The sequence below is a fragment of the Clostridium sp. AF23-6LB genome, assembly GCF_003461085.1.
GTDB classification, from domain to species: domain Bacteria; phylum Bacillota; class Clostridia; order Lachnospirales; family Lachnospiraceae; genus Coprococcus; species Coprococcus ammoniilyticus.
In genome coordinates this window covers 348,289-364,016 of record NZ_QTWK01000004.1, presented here as the reverse complement: position 1 = coordinate 364,016, position 15,728 = coordinate 348,289, and the positions used below count along the sequence as shown (strand labels likewise).

Here is a 15,728-nt window from a genome sequence, read left to right as displayed (position 1 = left end):
AAAATAAAAAAGAAAGGGAGCCAGGCTGTATCAGCCTGGCATTTGGCGTCGATATGAAGGCAATCAATGAGCCTGTAAAACATACCGAAAATTATATACAGATAAAGGACTGGTTAAAAGAGCAGGATGGCATCGTCAATATATCCGGAAATGACGGAACAGACCGGGTGTATCTGATGCATGCATTTTCATCCGATGCACATGTAAGGCTGGTCGTAACCTACAGCGAACAGAGAATGGAACAGTTATATGAGGACTTCCGTTTCTATGATAAAGCGGTGTATATGTATCCGTCGAAGGATATTTTATTTTACAGCTCAGATATCCATGGAAATTCTATCACCAGACGGCGGATGGATATTTTCAGACGACTGATCGAGGGAGAAGCCTGTACGATCATTCTGACGGTAGATGCGTTATTTGATAGGATGCCGGATCTGTCCTATATTAAGAAAAATGTGGTGACGATCCGTGAGGCAGAAGAACTGGACGTCGAGGCGCTTAAGAAGCGCCTGGTGGAACTGGGGTATGAAAAGGCAGACAGTGTAGATGGTGTCGGACAGTTTGCTGTGCGTGGTGGTATCATTGATATTTTTCCTCTGACAGAGGAATGTCCATATCGTATCGATATGTGGGATACGGAGGTCGATACCATCCGAAGCTTTGATGTGGAAAGCCAGCGGTCGATCGAACAGGTGCAGGAGATCCAGATCTATCCAGCAAGCGAGATGGTGTTGTCTGATCGCAGGACGGCGCAGGGTATCCGTAAGCTGGAGCAGGAATTCAAACCATATTATGAGAAGCTGCGGAAAGAGTTCAAGACAGAGGAAGCTGCCCGCTTAAAGAAGCAGATCGGAGAGATCAAAGAGCAGTTGACGGAGTTCCATGGAATGGCAGGAGTCGACAGTTATGTAGAGTATTTCTACAGTAAGACCGTATCACTGTTAGACTGCTTTCATACAAAAAATACAGTTGTTTTATTAGATGAGACCTCGAGGATATCAGATTATGCGGATAACTATATGGCGACCTTCCTTGAGAGTATGGAGAGCCGCCTGGAGGGTGGCTATATCCTTCCGGGTATGATGAATATTTTATTTACCTATCCGGCAATCGTGCAGAAAATGCAGGCATTTCAGACGCTCGCATTTTCTATTCTGTATCATGAGGATCGGTATTTTACGATCCGGCATGATGTAACTTACGACAGCCGTGTGGTTAATTCCTACAGAAATAATTTTGAAGCGTTAATTGCGGATATCGGAAAATGGAGAGAGAAGAATTATCGAATCGTATTTATCTCACCATCGACGACCAGAGCCAAACGGATGGTTGAAAATCTGACCGGCCATGATGTGGCATGCTTCTATTCGGAGGATACCGACCGCGTTCTTTCCGAGAAAGAGGTAATGGTTACGACAGGAAGACTTCGGGCAGGATTTGAGTTCCCGGAGCTGAAGCTGGTTGTGATAAATGAAGGCGACGTCTTTACTGCACGGAGCAGTACGAAGAAAAAGAAGAATCAGAAGCCACGGTATTCCGGTGAAGTGATCAAAGATTTCTCCGATATCAGTGTGGGAGACTGCGTGATCCATGAACGCTATGGAGTTGGTATCTATGGCGGTATCGAGAAGGTTGAAGTGGATGGTGTCTTGAAGGATTATGTAACGATCAATTATGCAGAGGGCGGAAAGCTCTATGTACTGGCTTCTGAGGTAGACTGTATCCAGAAATACAGTGATAAAGAGGGCAGACGACCGAAGATCAACAAGCTTGGCAGCAAGGACTGGGAGAAGACCAGAAGCCGGGTGAAAGGTCATGTTGCAACGATCGCGAAAGAGCTGGTTAACCTGTATGCGAAACGACAGGCATCACAGGGCTTCTGCTATTCGAAAGATACGATCTGGCAGCAGGAATTTGAGGAAATGTTCCCGTACGAGGAAACGGATGATCAGAAGAAAGCAATCGCAGAGACGAAGGCAGACATGGAGAGCAGCAAGATCATGGATCGTCTGATCTGTGGTGATGTGGGATTTGGTAAGACAGAGGTTGCGATTCGTGCGGCATTTAAGGCAGTATACGATGGCAGACAGGTTGCATATCTTGTGCCTACTACGATCCTTGCACAGCAGCATTATAATACATTCAAAGAACGTATGAAGGAATTCCCGGTCGAGATCCGGCTGTTATGCCGTTTCTGTACACCGAAGGAGGTACGGGAGACAATCGCCGATTTGAAGGCCGGAAAGGTGGATATCGTGATCGGAACACATCGGCTGTTGTCCAAGGATGTGGCATTTAAGCAGCTTGGTCTGCTGATCATAGACGAGGAGCAGCGGTTTGGTGTAACACATAAAGAAAAAATCAAACAGATGAAGACAAATGTAGACGTCCTGACCTTGACAGCGACTCCTATTCCTCGTACACTTCATATGAGCCTGATCGGTATCCGGGATATGAGTGTTCTGGAAGAAGCACCGGTTGACAGACGGGCGATCCAGACCTATGTCATGGAGCTTGATCCCGAACTTGTCAAAGAAGCGATCAAGCGTGAGCTGGCGCGGGATGGTCAGGTATATTATGTATATAACCGGGTAAATAATATAGAGATGGTCACATCGGAGATCGCATCCCTTGTACCGGATGCAGTCGTTGAGTATGCGCATGGCCAGATGCATGAACGACAGCTGGAGGACATTATGTACCGGTTTATCAATCATGAGATTGATGTGCTGGTTACTACGACGATCATCGAGACAGGCCTGGATATTCCGAATGCAAATACCATGATCATTCATGATGCAGATACATTTGGCTTATCCCAGTTGTATCAGCTCCGCGGCCGTGTCGGTCGTTCAGATCGGAATGCATATGCATTTCTGATGTACCGTCGGGATAAACTTATTAAAGAAACTGCGGAAAAGAGACTGAAAGCAATTCGGGAATTTACCGATCTTGGTTCCGGAATCAAGGTGTCCATGAAGGATCTGGAGATCCGTGGCGCGGGAAATATCTTAGGAGAGGATCAGTCCGGTCATATGGAAGCAGTTGGTTATGATCTGTACTGCAAGATGTTAAATGATGCGATCCGTCAGGAGATGGGCGAGAAGGTTGAAGAACGGTTTGAGACAACCGTACAGCTTCCGGTGGATGCTTATATACCGGCTGAATATGTCAAGAATGAATTTATCAAGCTGGATCTGTATAAGCGGATATCCCATATCGCATCGGATGATGACTATGACGATATTATTGACGAATTAAATGACAGATTCGGAGAGATGCCGACAGAGGTTCTGAACCTGCTTGATGTATCTTTATTAAAGGCAAAGGCAAATCGTGCCTATATAACCAGCATTATGCTGGCGGGTGCAGAGCTGCGGTTTTCGATGTTTAAACAGGCGAAGATCGACACAGCAAAGATTGATTCGTTATTAGATAAATATAGAGGAAGCATGAAATTTGTGATCGGCAACAGCCCGTCTTTTGTGCTTAAGATGAAGACGATTACAGAGAAAGAGATTTGGAAGCAGGCGAGAGCAGTTGTAGCCGATATCGCGGAGCTTGCAGAAGAATAAAGGATGATCAGCATACCGAAATCTGTAATGTTTGCAGGGTGATGCAGACACCGAAATCGGTGAGTTGGAAGAACAGGAGGTTTGGTGGATGAAACGCAGAATTCTAAAGGCTGTTTCTTTGATCTGTGCATGTGTGATGTTACTTACACTTGCGGCATGCGGAGAAGAGAGTCAGGATAATACAGGAAAATATATCGTATTCAAATTCGGAAATGACAACATTTATCTGGATGAGGTGTATATATATGCACAGACGACCATTGATGAGTACGAAAAGGAATACGGCAGCGACATCTGGGGCAAAACGATCGAGACGGATGGTGGCATCGAGATGGATGTCGAGGAAATGGCAAGGCGTGAAGTAATCTCCAACATTGTCCAGACTAAGGCATTGATCGCACAGGCAGATGAATATAAGATCAGCCTGACGGCGGAAGAACAGGCACAGGCAGAACAGGAAGCGGAAGATTTCTATAACAGTCTGACTGATGAGCAGTTGAAGGAAACCGGCATGGAGGCAGATACACCATCCCGTGTTCTTCAGGAGAATGCACTGGCGAAGAAGATTTACGATCATGTCATGAGCGATTCCTCTGCCGAGGTATCCGATGAGCAGGCAAGAATGACGACATTTTACGATATGTTCTTTGAATGTTATTATGAGGATGATTTTGGGAATATCGTAGTGTACAGTAAGGATAAGATCGCAGAACAAAAACAAAAAGCGGATGATGCATACACCTCGATCAAACAGCAGTTATCGGACAATCCGAATCTGAATATTACTTTCCTTGGCCACACAAACAACCTGCGATATGCCGGAAGCCATACGATGAGTAAGGATCAGATTCTGGAAAACTATGGACAAGAGGTGCTGGATACTTTATATGATATGCAGGATGGAGATATTTCCCCGGTTATCGAGACTGAGAATGGCTATCATATCTTTCAGATGACATATCTGACAGATGAGAAAGCAACCGCTGCGAATAAAGCGGAGTTGACAAAAGAGGCAAATGATGCCTATTTTAATAATCTTTTAACGAACTGGGTATCAAAGATTGATAAAGATTACACTTATTCCAAGAGTGTAAATACCGATGTGTATAGTATGATCACGTTTAGTTAATGGGATAGAATAAAAATGTCCATGGTACATTTCGTGCCATGGACATTTTTTCGTCTGTTTATTTTCTTCCTGTTGAGCCAAATCCCCCTTCACCGCGTACGGTATCGGATAATTCATCTACAGTATGGAAACAGCCGGTAATGTATGGAGTGATAACAAGCTGAGCAATACGTTCGCCACTTTCGATTGTCTGATCAACATTAGAGTGATTGTGGAGTGCTACCATGATCTCTCCACGGTAATCAGCGTCGATAACGCCTACTTTATTGGCAGGTGCAAGACCACGTTTGCAAGCAAGACCGCTTCTTGCATAGACCAGTCCGGCATAGCCGGCCGGAATCTCGATAGCCAGTCCGGTGTGGATGAACTGGGTTTCTCCGGCAGCGATCGTTACAGGCTCATCCATGCAGGCATACAGATCTGCTCCGGCAGCAAATTCAGAACCATAAGAAGGAATCGTCGCATGTTCATTCAGTTTCTTAATGTTAATATCAAATGTGGCCATTAGAAGTACCTTCCTTTCTCGTCCCATAAGACTGCTTTCTTGGCAGTCAGTGATTTTGGAACATCTAATATTCTCTGATTTGTGGAACCTCTGAATCGCAGATCCAGAACTTTTTTCTCTTCAACAAATTCACCATCGACTAAAACATCCAGATAGGACAGGAATTTGTGAGTGAAATCCCACTGATAATACATCTTGTCCAGAACGTCTTTTTCAAAATCGTAGCCGGTATAGCACCAGATCGTTTTATCCGGGTAAGTAGATTTGAACTGTTCCAGAAGTGGAAGCAGACCCTGCTGGTTGACGAATTCCAATGGCTCGCCACCAAGCAAAGTAAGACCTACAATATGATCCGGCTTACAGAGTTCAATGATCGTATCGATCTCTTTTTGCGTAAAAGGCTTACCTGCGTTGAAATCCCAGGTATCCTGATTAAAACAACCTTTACAGTGGTGTGTGCAGCCGGATACGAACAGAGAGGTTCGAACTCCGGTTCCGTTTGCGATATCACACCGTTTGATATCCATATAATTCATAATTATTATTTCTCCCATACAAAAAGTATGGCCCGCATTGCCCTCTACGACATGCAGACCATACAAATTGAAATTATTAATGCACTTAGTTAAAAATCGGATGTAAACTGTTCATACAAGTAAATACTTTATGCATAGCTTTAATATAAACCAATTTTTTCAATATAGCAAGTGTTTTTATAAAAATTCCGGTATATTCTGATCGTATGTGGTATATGTCTTTATCTGTGGTATGGCTGAACCACATGCATCAGACCTGAATTCTACAGGTGTAATACTCTGGAAGCCATTTCTTTTGTTTTGCCGACGTTCCAGAAGTTCTCACCGAGATAACCACAGGTTCTTCTTGTAACGTTCATTTTTGCATGGTCTTTGTTGCCACACTGAGGACATTCCCATTCACCATCTGCATTGATGATGATCTCGCCATCATAGCCACATACATGGCAATAGTCAGACTTTGTATTGAATTCAGCATACTGGATGTTCTCATAAATGTAACGAACCACTTCTGCAAGTGCATCCAGATTGTTGCGCATATTTGGTATCTCGACATAGGAGATTGCACCACCGGATGAGATCGTCTGGAACTGACTCTCAAATCTGAACTTGCTGAATGCATCGATCTTCTCACGGACATCAACATGGTAGGAGTTTGTGTAGTAGCCCTTATCAGTAACATCCTTGATCGTACCGAAACGTTCTTTATCAATACGTGCAAATCTATAACATAAGCTTTCGGCTGGTGTTCCATATAAGCCGAAGCCAAGTCCGGTATCAGCCTTCCATTTATCACAGGCTGCACGCATTCTGTTCATAACCTTTAATGCAAATTCTTCACCAACCGGATCTGTATGGCTGACACCCTTCATCAGGATAGAAGTTTCATACAATCCGATGTATCCAAGCGACAGAGTAGAGTAGCCGTTGTGAAGTAATGGATCGATAACCTCACCCTTCTTTAATCGTGCGATCGCGCCATATTGCCAGTGAATCGGGCTGACATCTGAAGTTACGCCTTCCAATGCTCTGTGACGACACATCAGGGCATCATAGCATAACTGAAGTCGTTCATCTAAGAGTGACCAGAATTTATCTTCATCACCCTTTGCCAGAATACCGATCTGAGGAAGATTCAGACTGACAACACCCTGGTTGAAACGTCCTTCCCACTTATAGTTGCCATTTTCATCCTTCCAAGGAGAAAGGAAAGAACGACATCCCATGCAGGAGAAGACATTACCTTCATAGTTCTCACGCATCTTCTTAGCGGAGATGTAATCCGGATACATTCTCTTTGCGGAGCACTTGATCGCAAGTCGGGTGATGTAATCATATTTGCCGCCCTTTAAGCAGTTGTGCTCATCCAGAACGTAGATCAGCTTTGGAAATGCAGGTGTTACATAAACACCAACTTCGTTTTTAATACCCTCTAAACGCTGACGGAGGATTTCTTCTACGATCATGGCATTCTCTTCAATGTATTCATCATTTGGATCGAGATTCAGGAATAAGGTAACAAATGGAGACTGGCCATTTGTAGTCATCAGAGTGTTGATCTGGTACTGGATTGTCTGAACACCGGAACGGAGTTCATCGTTCAGTCTTTCTTTTACCAGCTCCTCTAATGTATCAGCATCTAATCTCTCGCCAAATTCTTCCTGATATAACGCTTTGTATTTATTGTAACTCTTACGCAGATATTTTCCAAGGTGACGGATATCAACGGACTGACCACCATACTGGCTGGAGGCAACGGCAGCAATGATCTGTGTAACGATCGTACACGCAACCTGAAAACTTTTAGGGCTCTCGATCAGTTTGCCGTTCATGACGGTGCCATTGTCAAGCATATCTCCGATGTTGATCAGACAACAGTTGAAGATCGGCTGTAAGAAATAATCAGCATCGTGGAAATGGATCGCACCTTCTTCATGTGCTTTTGAAATCTTTTCAGGCAGCAGAAGTCGTTTGGTGAGATCCTTTGAAACCTCACCGGCGATCAGATCTCGCTGAGTGGAAGCAACAGTTGCGTTTTTATTTGAATTCTCTTCCATAACATCTTTGTTTCTGTTCTGGATCAAGCTGAGAATGGAATCGTCAGTTGTATTTGCTTTACGGATCAGTTCACGGCTGTATCTATATATAATGTAAGTTTTGGCAAGGACGAATTTCCCTTCTGCCATAATCTTCTGCTCGATGATATCCTGGATGTCCTCGACCAGCATTCTTTTTCTGTTTTTTGCTTCGATACCGTCTATGATCTCTTCTATTTTTTCTTCAGAAATTTTTTCGCAGTCTTCGACTTCGGCATTTGCCTTCTGGATGGCAACGATAATCTTGCTGCGATCATAGGATACGGCTCGACCGTCTCTTTTGATTACCTGCATTTTTACATTCTCCTTCAAAATTGATTATCTAGATATTGAGTGCGATATTTTCTCAAACCCCAACATATTGCGTCGTGTGTGAAAAAAAGACAAAAAATGAACGATTTAAAATCTGTGAGACTAAAAAATCGTTTGGAATATTTTGTAACTCTATGTCCCCGACAGTTACACATTATAGCATCACCATTTTGGTTTGTCTATATCAATCAGTACAAAATATTGAGAAAAAATCAAAGAAATAATACTAGATATTGTGTTGCATGGGAAAATGTGATTTGCTGTTCGAGAGGCGATTGACATTATGTGAAATTGTCGGAAATTGTATCTGAAAGTATGGATGCTGTCGAAATATTGCGAACAATCAGGCATTTAACAATAACGTTGCATAGTTTGTGACATTTCTATGAATTACTTAAAATAGCTTTATTTTTAATTGGAAATGTGATATAAAGCTATGATAGGTGATACCTAATTTTATAATAATATAGAGGTAAGTACAATGAGGAAATTGAAAAAGGGACTTGCGGTTGCTCTTGCAATGGCAATGACATTATCTATGGCTGTGGGATGCGGCGATAAAAAGAATACAACCGGTAAGCTTGACAATGCAACACAAACGGATGCGACTTCATCAGACAGCAGCACAGAGGCAGCAGAAGATTTGACGATCGATGAGTATATCGAGAAATATGCAGATGGCGTTACGCTTGGAGAGTACAAAGGAATTGAATATGAATATGCACCGGAAGCGGTAACTGCAGATGATATTCAGAGCAAGGTAGATTCTTTTATTTCATCCTGCACTACTTATAATGAAGATAAGACAAGTGCAGCAAAGATGGGTGATATTGTAAATATCGACTTTGTCGGAACTGTAGATGGTAAGGAATTTGAAGGTGGTAATTCTGATGGAAATGGTTATGATCTGACATTGGGAAGCAAATCTTTTATTGATGATTTTGAAGATCAGATCGTAGGTCATAAAGCCGGAGATACATTTGATGTAAATGTAACATTCCCGGAGGATTACAGTACAACAAACACAGAACTGAATGGAAAGGATGCAGTATTTAAGACGACTGTAAACTACATTAAGATTCCGGTTGAACCAGAGTACAACGATGAACTTGTTGCCAATAATACTTCCTATAAAACAGTAGATGAATATGAAGCATCAATCAAAGCAGAACTGGAAGCAAGCAATGAGACTGCAGCACTTACTTCTGCACAGAATGTGGTTATGACAAGTGTTATTAATAAAGCACAGATCGAGAATGTACCGGAAGATGAAGTTGAAAGTCTTGCAAGCGAAATTATTGACAACCTGAAAGCTCAGGCAAGCTCCTATAATTTCGATTATGCAACATTTATCAATTACTACTATGGATACAGTGATGAGGAGTCATTTGCAGAATATGTAAAGCAGATCTGTGAAGAGTCCGTAAAGGAAAAGAAGGCTGTCTGTGCGATTGCAAAAGCAGAGAATATTACGATCGATGCAGATGAAGAAACAGCATATATTAAGAAGCTGGCAGACAATAATTCTACAACAGAGGATCAGATCAGAGAGCAGTATTCTTCTGAAGATCTGATGTATTATACACTTGCAGATAAGGTTATGACTTTCCTGCTTGATAATGGCAAGAAGGTAGAGAGTACAGAAGCTGCAACAGAAGCAACAACGGCTTCTGAAGAAACCACAGAAGTAACAACAGAGGCAAACTAAAGCGGATGTTGAAACAGGATCCTTAAAATGAGGATGATAAAATAATAAGATGAAGCCTTGAGGAGAAAGATTATATTATGAAAATGAAGAAGGTAATGACCCTTTGCCTGGCAACCGTTGTCGGCATGGGAGTGCTTAGCGGATGTGGAAGCACAAAGAGTGAATTCAAGCAGTATGCAAAATGTGCAGAGGTAAGTGATTATGATGGCGTTGAATATGTTCCGGCATCCAGAGAGGTAACACAGGATAAGATCGATGAGAAGATTGATTCATTCTGTACAGATAATAATATAGAGACAAAGGATTATGACAGTGCCATTAAAGATGGTGATGATGTCAACGTCAATTATGTAGAAACGATCAATGGTCAGGAAAAGAATAAGAATGATGATGAAGCCGGAACCAGTGTTGTTATAGGCAAGGATGCATTAGCACCGGGACTTGATGATCAGATGATCGGATTAAAGCCTGGTACAGAGAAGAAGATCACGATCACATATCCGGATGATTATTCTGATACAACAGTAGCAGGAATGGAAGCTGTATTTGATATAAAGATCAATTATATCAAGATAACGACGACACCGGAATATACAGATGACCTTGTGAAGTCGGCTACGGATGGTAAATATACAACGACGGCGGATTATACCAAGTATCTGACAGATGAGCTTCAGAAGGATACAGACAAAACTGCAGACAGTACAGATCGTGCAAATGTATTAAAGGCAATCAAAGAGAAAACAACATTTAATCAGTATCCGGAAGGCGAAATTGATTCCTATGTCAAGAGTGTTATGGATAATATCGAGTCCAGTGCCTCCCAGTATGGAATCGGCGTACCAACATTCTTACAGTATTTCTATGGATATACAGATGAATCTGCATTTGTTTCCTATCTTCAGAGCACAGTTGAATCTGTAATGCAGGAGAAGATCGTTGTCAGCTCGATCGCGTTAGAAAAAAATCTGATCGCAAATGATAAGGAGACTGATGCATATAAGCAGAAGCTGATGGATGATAATGAGGTAGACGAGGATACGATCAACTCCAAATATTCAGCGAGCGATCTGAAATTCTATGCAACAGAGGAAAAGGTTCTTGATTATCTGATGGGTACAGCTGTTCAGGTTGAATCTACTGAAGCAAGTTCAGAAGATGCATCGGAAGATGGTTCCACTGAAGCAGAGCGCACAGAGTCAACAACAGAGGCAGCTTCAGAGGCAGAATAAAAAAAGTTGACGTTTTTACAAAATTTGTTTTGACAAGAAGCAGATGACGTGCTATATTAAACGAGTGCGTGAGATAAAGCACGTTCATGCAGTTGTGGCGGAATTGGCATACGCGCATGATTCAGGTTCATGTCCACTTACGTGGGTGTGGGTTCAAGTCCCATCAACTGCATTGATATAAGGAAAAGAAGTCTTAGTTTTAAGGCTTCTTTTTTCTATATACAGGTTTGACATTACAGGGAAACTGGAATATAATGTAGGATACTTGTGAGAACTTAACGGAAAACACAGATATTGTTTAGGAGGTAGTCGGCGATGGCTGAAAAGAAACAGGTAGTTACCTATACAGGACTTAAAAAAATTGAAGAAGAACTTCAGGATCTGAAGGTAAATAAACGTAGAGAGATTGCTGCCAAGATCAAGGAAGCAAGAGAGCAGGGAGACTTATCTGAGAATGCTGAGTATGATGCAGCAAAGGACGAGCAGCGTGATATCGAGGCAAGAATCGAGCAGTTAGAGGCTATCCTGAAAAATGTAGAAGTCGTTGACGAGGACGAGGTTGATACAGAGGTTGTCGGTATCGGTCGTACCGTAACAGTATATGATTATGAATTTGACGAGGAAGTTGTGTTCCATATCGTTGGTTCAACAGAAGCAGATATCATGAAGAATAAGATCTCTGATGAATCACCGGTTGGTATGGCACTAAAGGGTGCACGCGTTGGTGAAGAAGTAACGGTAGAAGCACCGGACGGAGAATTCAAATACAGAATATTAGATATCAAGAGAGCAATCTAATAAACAGAATGATCAATATAGTAGAAAGAGATTAAACAAAGATGGCAGAGAATAAGCAGAACAATCAGGCTAAGTCACAGGATGTAAATAAGCTGTTACAGGTTCGTCGCGAGAAACTGGCAGATTTACAGGCGGCTGGCAAGGATCCATTTGAGATTACAAAGTATGATGTGACTTATCACAGCACAGATGTAAAGGAAGCATATACAGCACATGAAGCAGAGCTTCTCGCAGGCAGACAGGAACCGGATGTAGAAGGGCTGGATGATGCACAGAAGAAGGAAGTGCTGAACAACGATTATAACGAGAGAAGAGAAATCATGGATGCATCACCGATCCATGTAAGCATTGCAGGACGTATGATGTTCAAGCGTGTTATGGGTAAGGCATCCTTCTGTAATATTCAGGATCTGAAGGGCAACATTCAGGTATATGTTGCAAGAGATCAGATCGGTGAAGAAGCTTATGCAGATTTCAAGAAATCTGATATCGGTGATATCTATGGTGTAAAGGGATGGGCCTTCCGTACAAAGACAGGAGAGCTTTCTATCCATGCAGAAGAAATGACACTTTTAAGCAAGTCATTACAGATCCTTCCGGAGAAGTTCCACGGCTTAACAGATACAGATGTCAGATATCGTCAGAGATATGTAGACCTTATCATGAATCAGGAGAGCAAGGCAGTATTTATCAAGCGTTCACAGATTTTAAAAGAGATCCGTAACTTCCTTGCAGATCGTGATTTCATGGAGGTTGAGACTCCTATGCTTGTTGCAAATGCAGGTGGTGCGGCAGCAAGACCATTTGAGACACATTACAATGCATTAAATGAGGATGTAAAACTTCGTATCTCTCTGGAATTATATCTGAAGCGTCTGATCGTAGGCGGACTGGAAAGAGTTTACGAGATTGGACGAGTATTCCGTAACGAGGGTGTTGATACAAGACACAATCCGGAATTTACGCTGATGGAATTATATCAGGCATACACAGACTATGAAGGTATGATGGAACTGACAGAGTCCATGTTTCGTTATCTTGCTGAGAAAGTTTGTGGAGGCACAAAGATTTCCTATAATGGAATCGAGCTTGATTTTGGTAAGCCATTTGAGCGCCTGACCATGAATGATGCGATCAAGAAATATACCGGAATCGACTTCGATCAGGTAGAAGATGATGCAGCAGCTAAGAAGCTGGCTGATGAACACAATATTGCATATGAAGAACGTCACAAGAAGGGTGATATCATTAACCTGTTCTTTGAGGAGTTCTGTGAAGAAAAACTGATCCAGCCTACATTTATCATGGATCATCCGATCGAGATCTCCCCACTGACCAAGAAGAAACCTTCTGATCCAAGTAAGGTTGAGCGTTTCGAGCTGTTCATTAACACATGGGAGATGTGTAATGCATATTCCGAGCTGAACGATCCAATCGATCAGCGTGAGCGTTTTGCAGCACAGGATGCAAATGCAGCAGCCGGTGATGATGAAGCAGAGCATACAGACGAGGATTTCTTAAATGCATTAGAGATCGGTATGCCTCCTACAGGCGGTATCGGTTATGGTATCGACCGTCTGGTTATGCTGTTGACTGATTCACAGGCAATCCGTGATGTGCTCCTCTTCCCGACGATGAAGAGCTTGGATAAATAAACCTAGTGTTTATGCGGGGTTGAGGCATTTGAGTACGTCAAAGGACGCATTAAAAGACGTATTTTGGCATAGTCATTTACATCAGTATGAAAGAGTACACAATCTGAAAAGAAAAAGATTCAATCAAATATGAACTACTAAGAGGACATTTTCTAAAGAAATTTAGAAGATGTCCTCTTTTTTGCGTTATGGAGAAAATACGTCATTTGTTATGAAGTCAAAGTGAAAGGAGCACAGCAATGAATGAATCAAAGAAGAAAGATAGATATGAGGATGCAAAAAAGTTTGTAAGATATTCAGATGGTGCAAAGATGTACAGTATGGGAATGACAAAATTTCAAGAAGTGGCTAAGGATGCCAAGGCTTGTTATAAAATTGGTCAGCTTGTACTTGTTAATACAGAAATATTGGATAAGTATCTTGAAACTTTTCATATTACAGATTCTGAGTTTTATAAGTAGGTGATGTTATGGTAAATACATTGAGTGGTTCAGTTTGTGCCTATAGAAAAGAAACTGTAAAACCAAGATTTATTCGTATTGATGAGGTAATGGCTTTATTAGATGTAACACAAGATGAGGCAATGGATATAGCGTTGGCGGCTGGAGCAAGATATCAGCTTGCAAAGATTATATTAGTACATAAGGAAAGGTTGATGAAATTTATGAAACATTCTGCAAGAGTTCCTAGTTCAAATAAAATTGTGGAAAAGAAGTTTGTGAGAATCGGAGAGGGTTCAATGACTTACAGCATAGGACATCATAGATTTATCGAAATGGCTAGAGCAGCTGGAGCTGTATATAAGATAGGCGAAGCAAAAGGAAATACTATTCTGATTAATCTGGAGGTGTTTGATGAATATATGGAGCAATTCAGAGAACCGCCAACAGAAATGAAACATCCATTGCCAAATGTGAAAGGAGACTGATGAATGAGTTACTCATATAAGTGCTATTCAGATACAAAGGATTTTATGAAAAAATTTGTCAATGCAGAGGAAGGAGCGATTATTTATGGGATAAGTAAATCGAGAATCATAGTAATTGCGAGAGAGGCAGGAGCAGTCTATAAAGTCGGTAATTCAGCATTAATCAATACGGAATTATTTGAAAAATATCTTGAACGATTCAGAGAGCCGGCAAGAGAACTGCCTAAGCATACATGGGACAAATTAAAGGAAATGACAAATACACCAAAAACTGGTGAAAATTCGTAAAAATACACCAGTGGTGTCACTTCCGTAAAATTAAAGTGCATTGTAGAATATCAATTGTCCAAGAGAGATTGGACATAACAATTGAATAATCAGTTACAGATTTGCAAAGTAGTTTGCACTACAGAATTTCTGTAGGTAGTAAAATTACGGGGCATGTACATGGAGGATGAAAGTCACAGCTATCATATTAGTAGTCTGATGGATCGAAAGATGAAGGGCGAGAAGCTGGATGGAAATTTGGTAAAAGGAATCGGCATGTTGCGTAAGGATAATTAACCACAGAGGGCGAGAAGTTCGTCCTTATCCTCAAAAGGCTAAAAGAGGAGATAGTGCTTCTGATAATTCAGAAGGGCGTCGTGAAACACATTTTGTGGCTCGTCTGTAACTCCCGGAGGTGAGAACACCTCTTTGTACACGGGGCGATATAGGAGTCTAGAAGACTGGCGTGTACCTACATGCTTAGCGTTAAGCATAGCCATGTAGACTATATCACTTCCAAATTCAAATTCTGTCTATATGGCAACTAATTTGAAGGAGGATAAAGTGGTGATGGGATTTAGCATAGCATTAATAATTATTGTTCTTATCGTATTGTATTCGTTAGCTAGGACGGCAGGAGAGTCGGACAGGACAATGGAACAGATAAGAGAGCAATCACTCCTTGGAAGGGAGGAGAGCTCTGGTGGGAACAGGTGAAAAAAGAGATAAGCATAAGAAACGCAGGTTTGTATCTCCAGAAGAAAAGCTTGAAAGAGAATTAAAAGATTGTATGCATTGTAGATTCTTCTGGGGACATAACAACAGATGTGCCAATGGAACATGTTGTAAACCATCTAAGAAAAAAGAACAGAAACTTCCGACGGAATGTGTCGGATGTCCATATTATCAAGGGAATGGTTATTGTTTTCCTTGTATGCGAAAGCTGATAGGAAAGTAGGTGGTTTAGATGTTCAAGTGGCTATT

The 15,728-nt window shown here is 41.7% G+C and carries 14 protein-coding genes and 1 tRNA gene; 12 read left to right on the top strand and 3 right to left on the bottom strand.

The genetic code is table 11. From position 1 onward, the window contains the following. The first annotated feature begins 53 nt into the window (after positions 1 to 53). Together mfd and DWY07_RS11290 are read left to right on the top strand one after the other, a co-directional pair. Positions 54 to 3,578, top strand: coding sequence for a transcription-repair coupling factor (gene mfd, locus DWY07_RS11295; protein ID WP_117823193.1), 3,525 nt, complete (start codon positions 54 to 56; stop codon positions 3,576 to 3,578). An 88-nt stretch (positions 3,579 to 3,666) separates the two neighbouring features. After that, positions 3,667 to 4,707 (top strand): peptidyl-prolyl cis-trans isomerase, encoded by a 1,041-nt coding sequence (locus DWY07_RS11290; RefSeq protein ID WP_242997348.1) that lies wholly within the window; start codon positions 3,667 to 3,669, stop codon positions 4,705 to 4,707. A 58-nt stretch (positions 4,708 to 4,765) separates the two neighbouring features. Here DWY07_RS11290 and dut read toward each other — a convergent pair whose 3' ends face one another. The 3 genes from dut to nrdD all read right to left on the bottom strand — a co-directional run bounded on the left by dut (position 4,766) and on the right by nrdD (position 8,138). Further along, a complete protein-coding gene (gene dut / locus DWY07_RS11285) occupies positions 4,766 to 5,212 on the bottom strand; it encodes a dUTP diphosphatase (protein WP_117823189.1) in 447 nt (148 codons plus the stop codon). Continuing rightward, complete coding sequence (nrdG, locus tag DWY07_RS11280; protein ID WP_044944584.1) at positions 5,212 to 5,748, bottom strand: anaerobic ribonucleoside-triphosphate reductase activating protein; 537 nt, start codon at positions 5,746 to 5,748, stop codon at positions 5,212 to 5,214. Before nrdG ends, dut begins: the two co-directional genes overlap by 1 nt. Positions 5,749 to 6,011: 263 nt before the next feature. Next, on the bottom strand, positions 6,012 to 8,138 hold the full coding sequence (nrdD, locus tag DWY07_RS11275; protein ID WP_117823187.1) for an anaerobic ribonucleoside-triphosphate reductase: 2,127 nt from the start codon (positions 8,136 to 8,138) through the stop codon (positions 6,012 to 6,014). 499 nt (positions 8,139 to 8,637) lie between these two features. Between nrdD and tig the strand changes: the two genes are divergently transcribed. The 10 genes from tig to DWY07_RS11225 all read left to right on the top strand — a co-directional run bounded on the left by tig (position 8,638) and on the right by DWY07_RS11225 (position 15,702). Then, positions 8,638 to 9,864: a trigger factor gene (tig, locus tag DWY07_RS11270; RefSeq protein WP_117823185.1), complete on the top strand. Its 1,227-nt coding sequence runs from the start codon at positions 8,638 to 8,640 to the stop codon at positions 9,862 to 9,864. A 77-nt stretch (positions 9,865 to 9,941) separates the two neighbouring features. Beyond that, positions 9,942 to 11,096, top strand: coding sequence for an FKBP-type peptidyl-prolyl cis-trans isomerase (locus DWY07_RS11265; RefSeq protein WP_117823183.1), 1,155 nt, complete (start codon positions 9,942 to 9,944; stop codon positions 11,094 to 11,096). An 88-nt stretch (positions 11,097 to 11,184) separates the two neighbouring features. After that, positions 11,185 to 11,268, top strand: a tRNA-Leu gene (locus DWY07_RS11260). 143 nt (positions 11,269 to 11,411) lie between these two features. After that, positions 11,412 to 11,894, top strand: a complete 483-nt coding sequence (gene greA, locus DWY07_RS11255) for a transcription elongation factor GreA (protein ID WP_117808639.1) — start codon at positions 11,412 to 11,414, stop codon at positions 11,892 to 11,894. Positions 11,895 to 11,935: 41 nt separating this feature from the next. Then, positions 11,936 to 13,549: a lysine--tRNA ligase gene (gene lysS / locus DWY07_RS11250; RefSeq protein WP_117823181.1), complete on the top strand. Its 1,614-nt coding sequence runs from the start codon at positions 11,936 to 11,938 to the stop codon at positions 13,547 to 13,549. Between the two features lie 239 nt (positions 13,550 to 13,788). Then, positions 13,789 to 14,010 (top strand): DUF6462 family protein, encoded by a 222-nt coding sequence (locus tag DWY07_RS11245; RefSeq protein ID WP_005340583.1) that lies wholly within the window; start codon positions 13,789 to 13,791, stop codon positions 14,008 to 14,010. An 8-nt stretch (positions 14,011 to 14,018) separates the two neighbouring features. Next, positions 14,019 to 14,477, top strand: a complete 459-nt coding sequence (locus DWY07_RS11240) for a DUF6462 family protein (protein WP_004611514.1) — start codon at positions 14,019 to 14,021, stop codon at positions 14,475 to 14,477. Positions 14,478 to 14,480: 3 nt separating this feature from the next. Next, positions 14,481 to 14,765 (top strand): DUF6462 family protein, encoded by a 285-nt coding sequence (locus DWY07_RS11235; RefSeq protein WP_181983922.1) that lies wholly within the window; start codon positions 14,481 to 14,483, stop codon positions 14,763 to 14,765. A 549-nt stretch (positions 14,766 to 15,314) separates the two neighbouring features. Further along, complete coding sequence (locus DWY07_RS11230) at positions 15,315 to 15,461, top strand: hypothetical protein (RefSeq protein ID WP_242997347.1); 147 nt, start codon at positions 15,315 to 15,317, stop codon at positions 15,459 to 15,461. Beyond that, a complete protein-coding gene (locus DWY07_RS11225) occupies positions 15,448 to 15,702 on the top strand; it encodes a hypothetical protein (protein WP_117823177.1) in 255 nt (84 codons plus the stop codon). The genes DWY07_RS11230 and DWY07_RS11225 overlap by 14 nt, the downstream gene beginning before the upstream one ends. The last annotated feature ends 26 nt before the right edge of the window (positions 15,703 to 15,728 follow it).

Bases quoted from the DNA above. Each gene is read 5' to 3' on its own strand.
- mfd (WP_117823193.1), top strand. From the start codon at position 54: ATGAAGGCAATCAATGAGCCTGTAAAACATACCGAAAATTATATACAG.
- DWY07_RS11290 (WP_242997348.1), top strand. From the start codon at position 3,667: ATGAAACGCAGAATTCTAAAGGCTGTTTCTTTGATCTGTGCATGTGTG.
- dut (WP_117823189.1), bottom strand. From the start codon at position 5,212: ATGGCCACATTTGATATTAACATTAAGAAACTGAATGAACATGCGACG.
- nrdG (WP_044944584.1), bottom strand. From the start codon at position 5,748: ATGAATTATATGGATATCAAACGGTGTGATATCGCAAACGGAACCGGA.
- nrdD (WP_117823187.1), bottom strand. From the start codon at position 8,138: ATGCAGGTAATCAAAAGAGACGGTCGAGCCGTATCCTATGATCGCAGC.
- tig (WP_117823185.1), top strand. From the start codon at position 8,638: ATGAGGAAATTGAAAAAGGGACTTGCGGTTGCTCTTGCAATGGCAATG.
- DWY07_RS11265 (WP_117823183.1), top strand. From the start codon at position 9,942: ATGAAAATGAAGAAGGTAATGACCCTTTGCCTGGCAACCGTTGTCGGC.
- greA (WP_117808639.1), top strand. From the start codon at position 11,412: ATGGCTGAAAAGAAACAGGTAGTTACCTATACAGGACTTAAAAAAATT.
- lysS (WP_117823181.1), top strand. From the start codon at position 11,936: ATGGCAGAGAATAAGCAGAACAATCAGGCTAAGTCACAGGATGTAAAT.
- DWY07_RS11245 (WP_005340583.1), top strand. From the start codon at position 13,789: ATGAATGAATCAAAGAAGAAAGATAGATATGAGGATGCAAAAAAGTTT.
- DWY07_RS11240 (WP_004611514.1), top strand. From the start codon at position 14,019: ATGGTAAATACATTGAGTGGTTCAGTTTGTGCCTATAGAAAAGAAACT.
- DWY07_RS11235 (WP_181983922.1), top strand. From the start codon at position 14,481: ATGAGTTACTCATATAAGTGCTATTCAGATACAAAGGATTTTATGAAA.
- DWY07_RS11230 (WP_242997347.1), top strand. From the start codon at position 15,315: ATGGGATTTAGCATAGCATTAATAATTATTGTTCTTATCGTATTGTAT.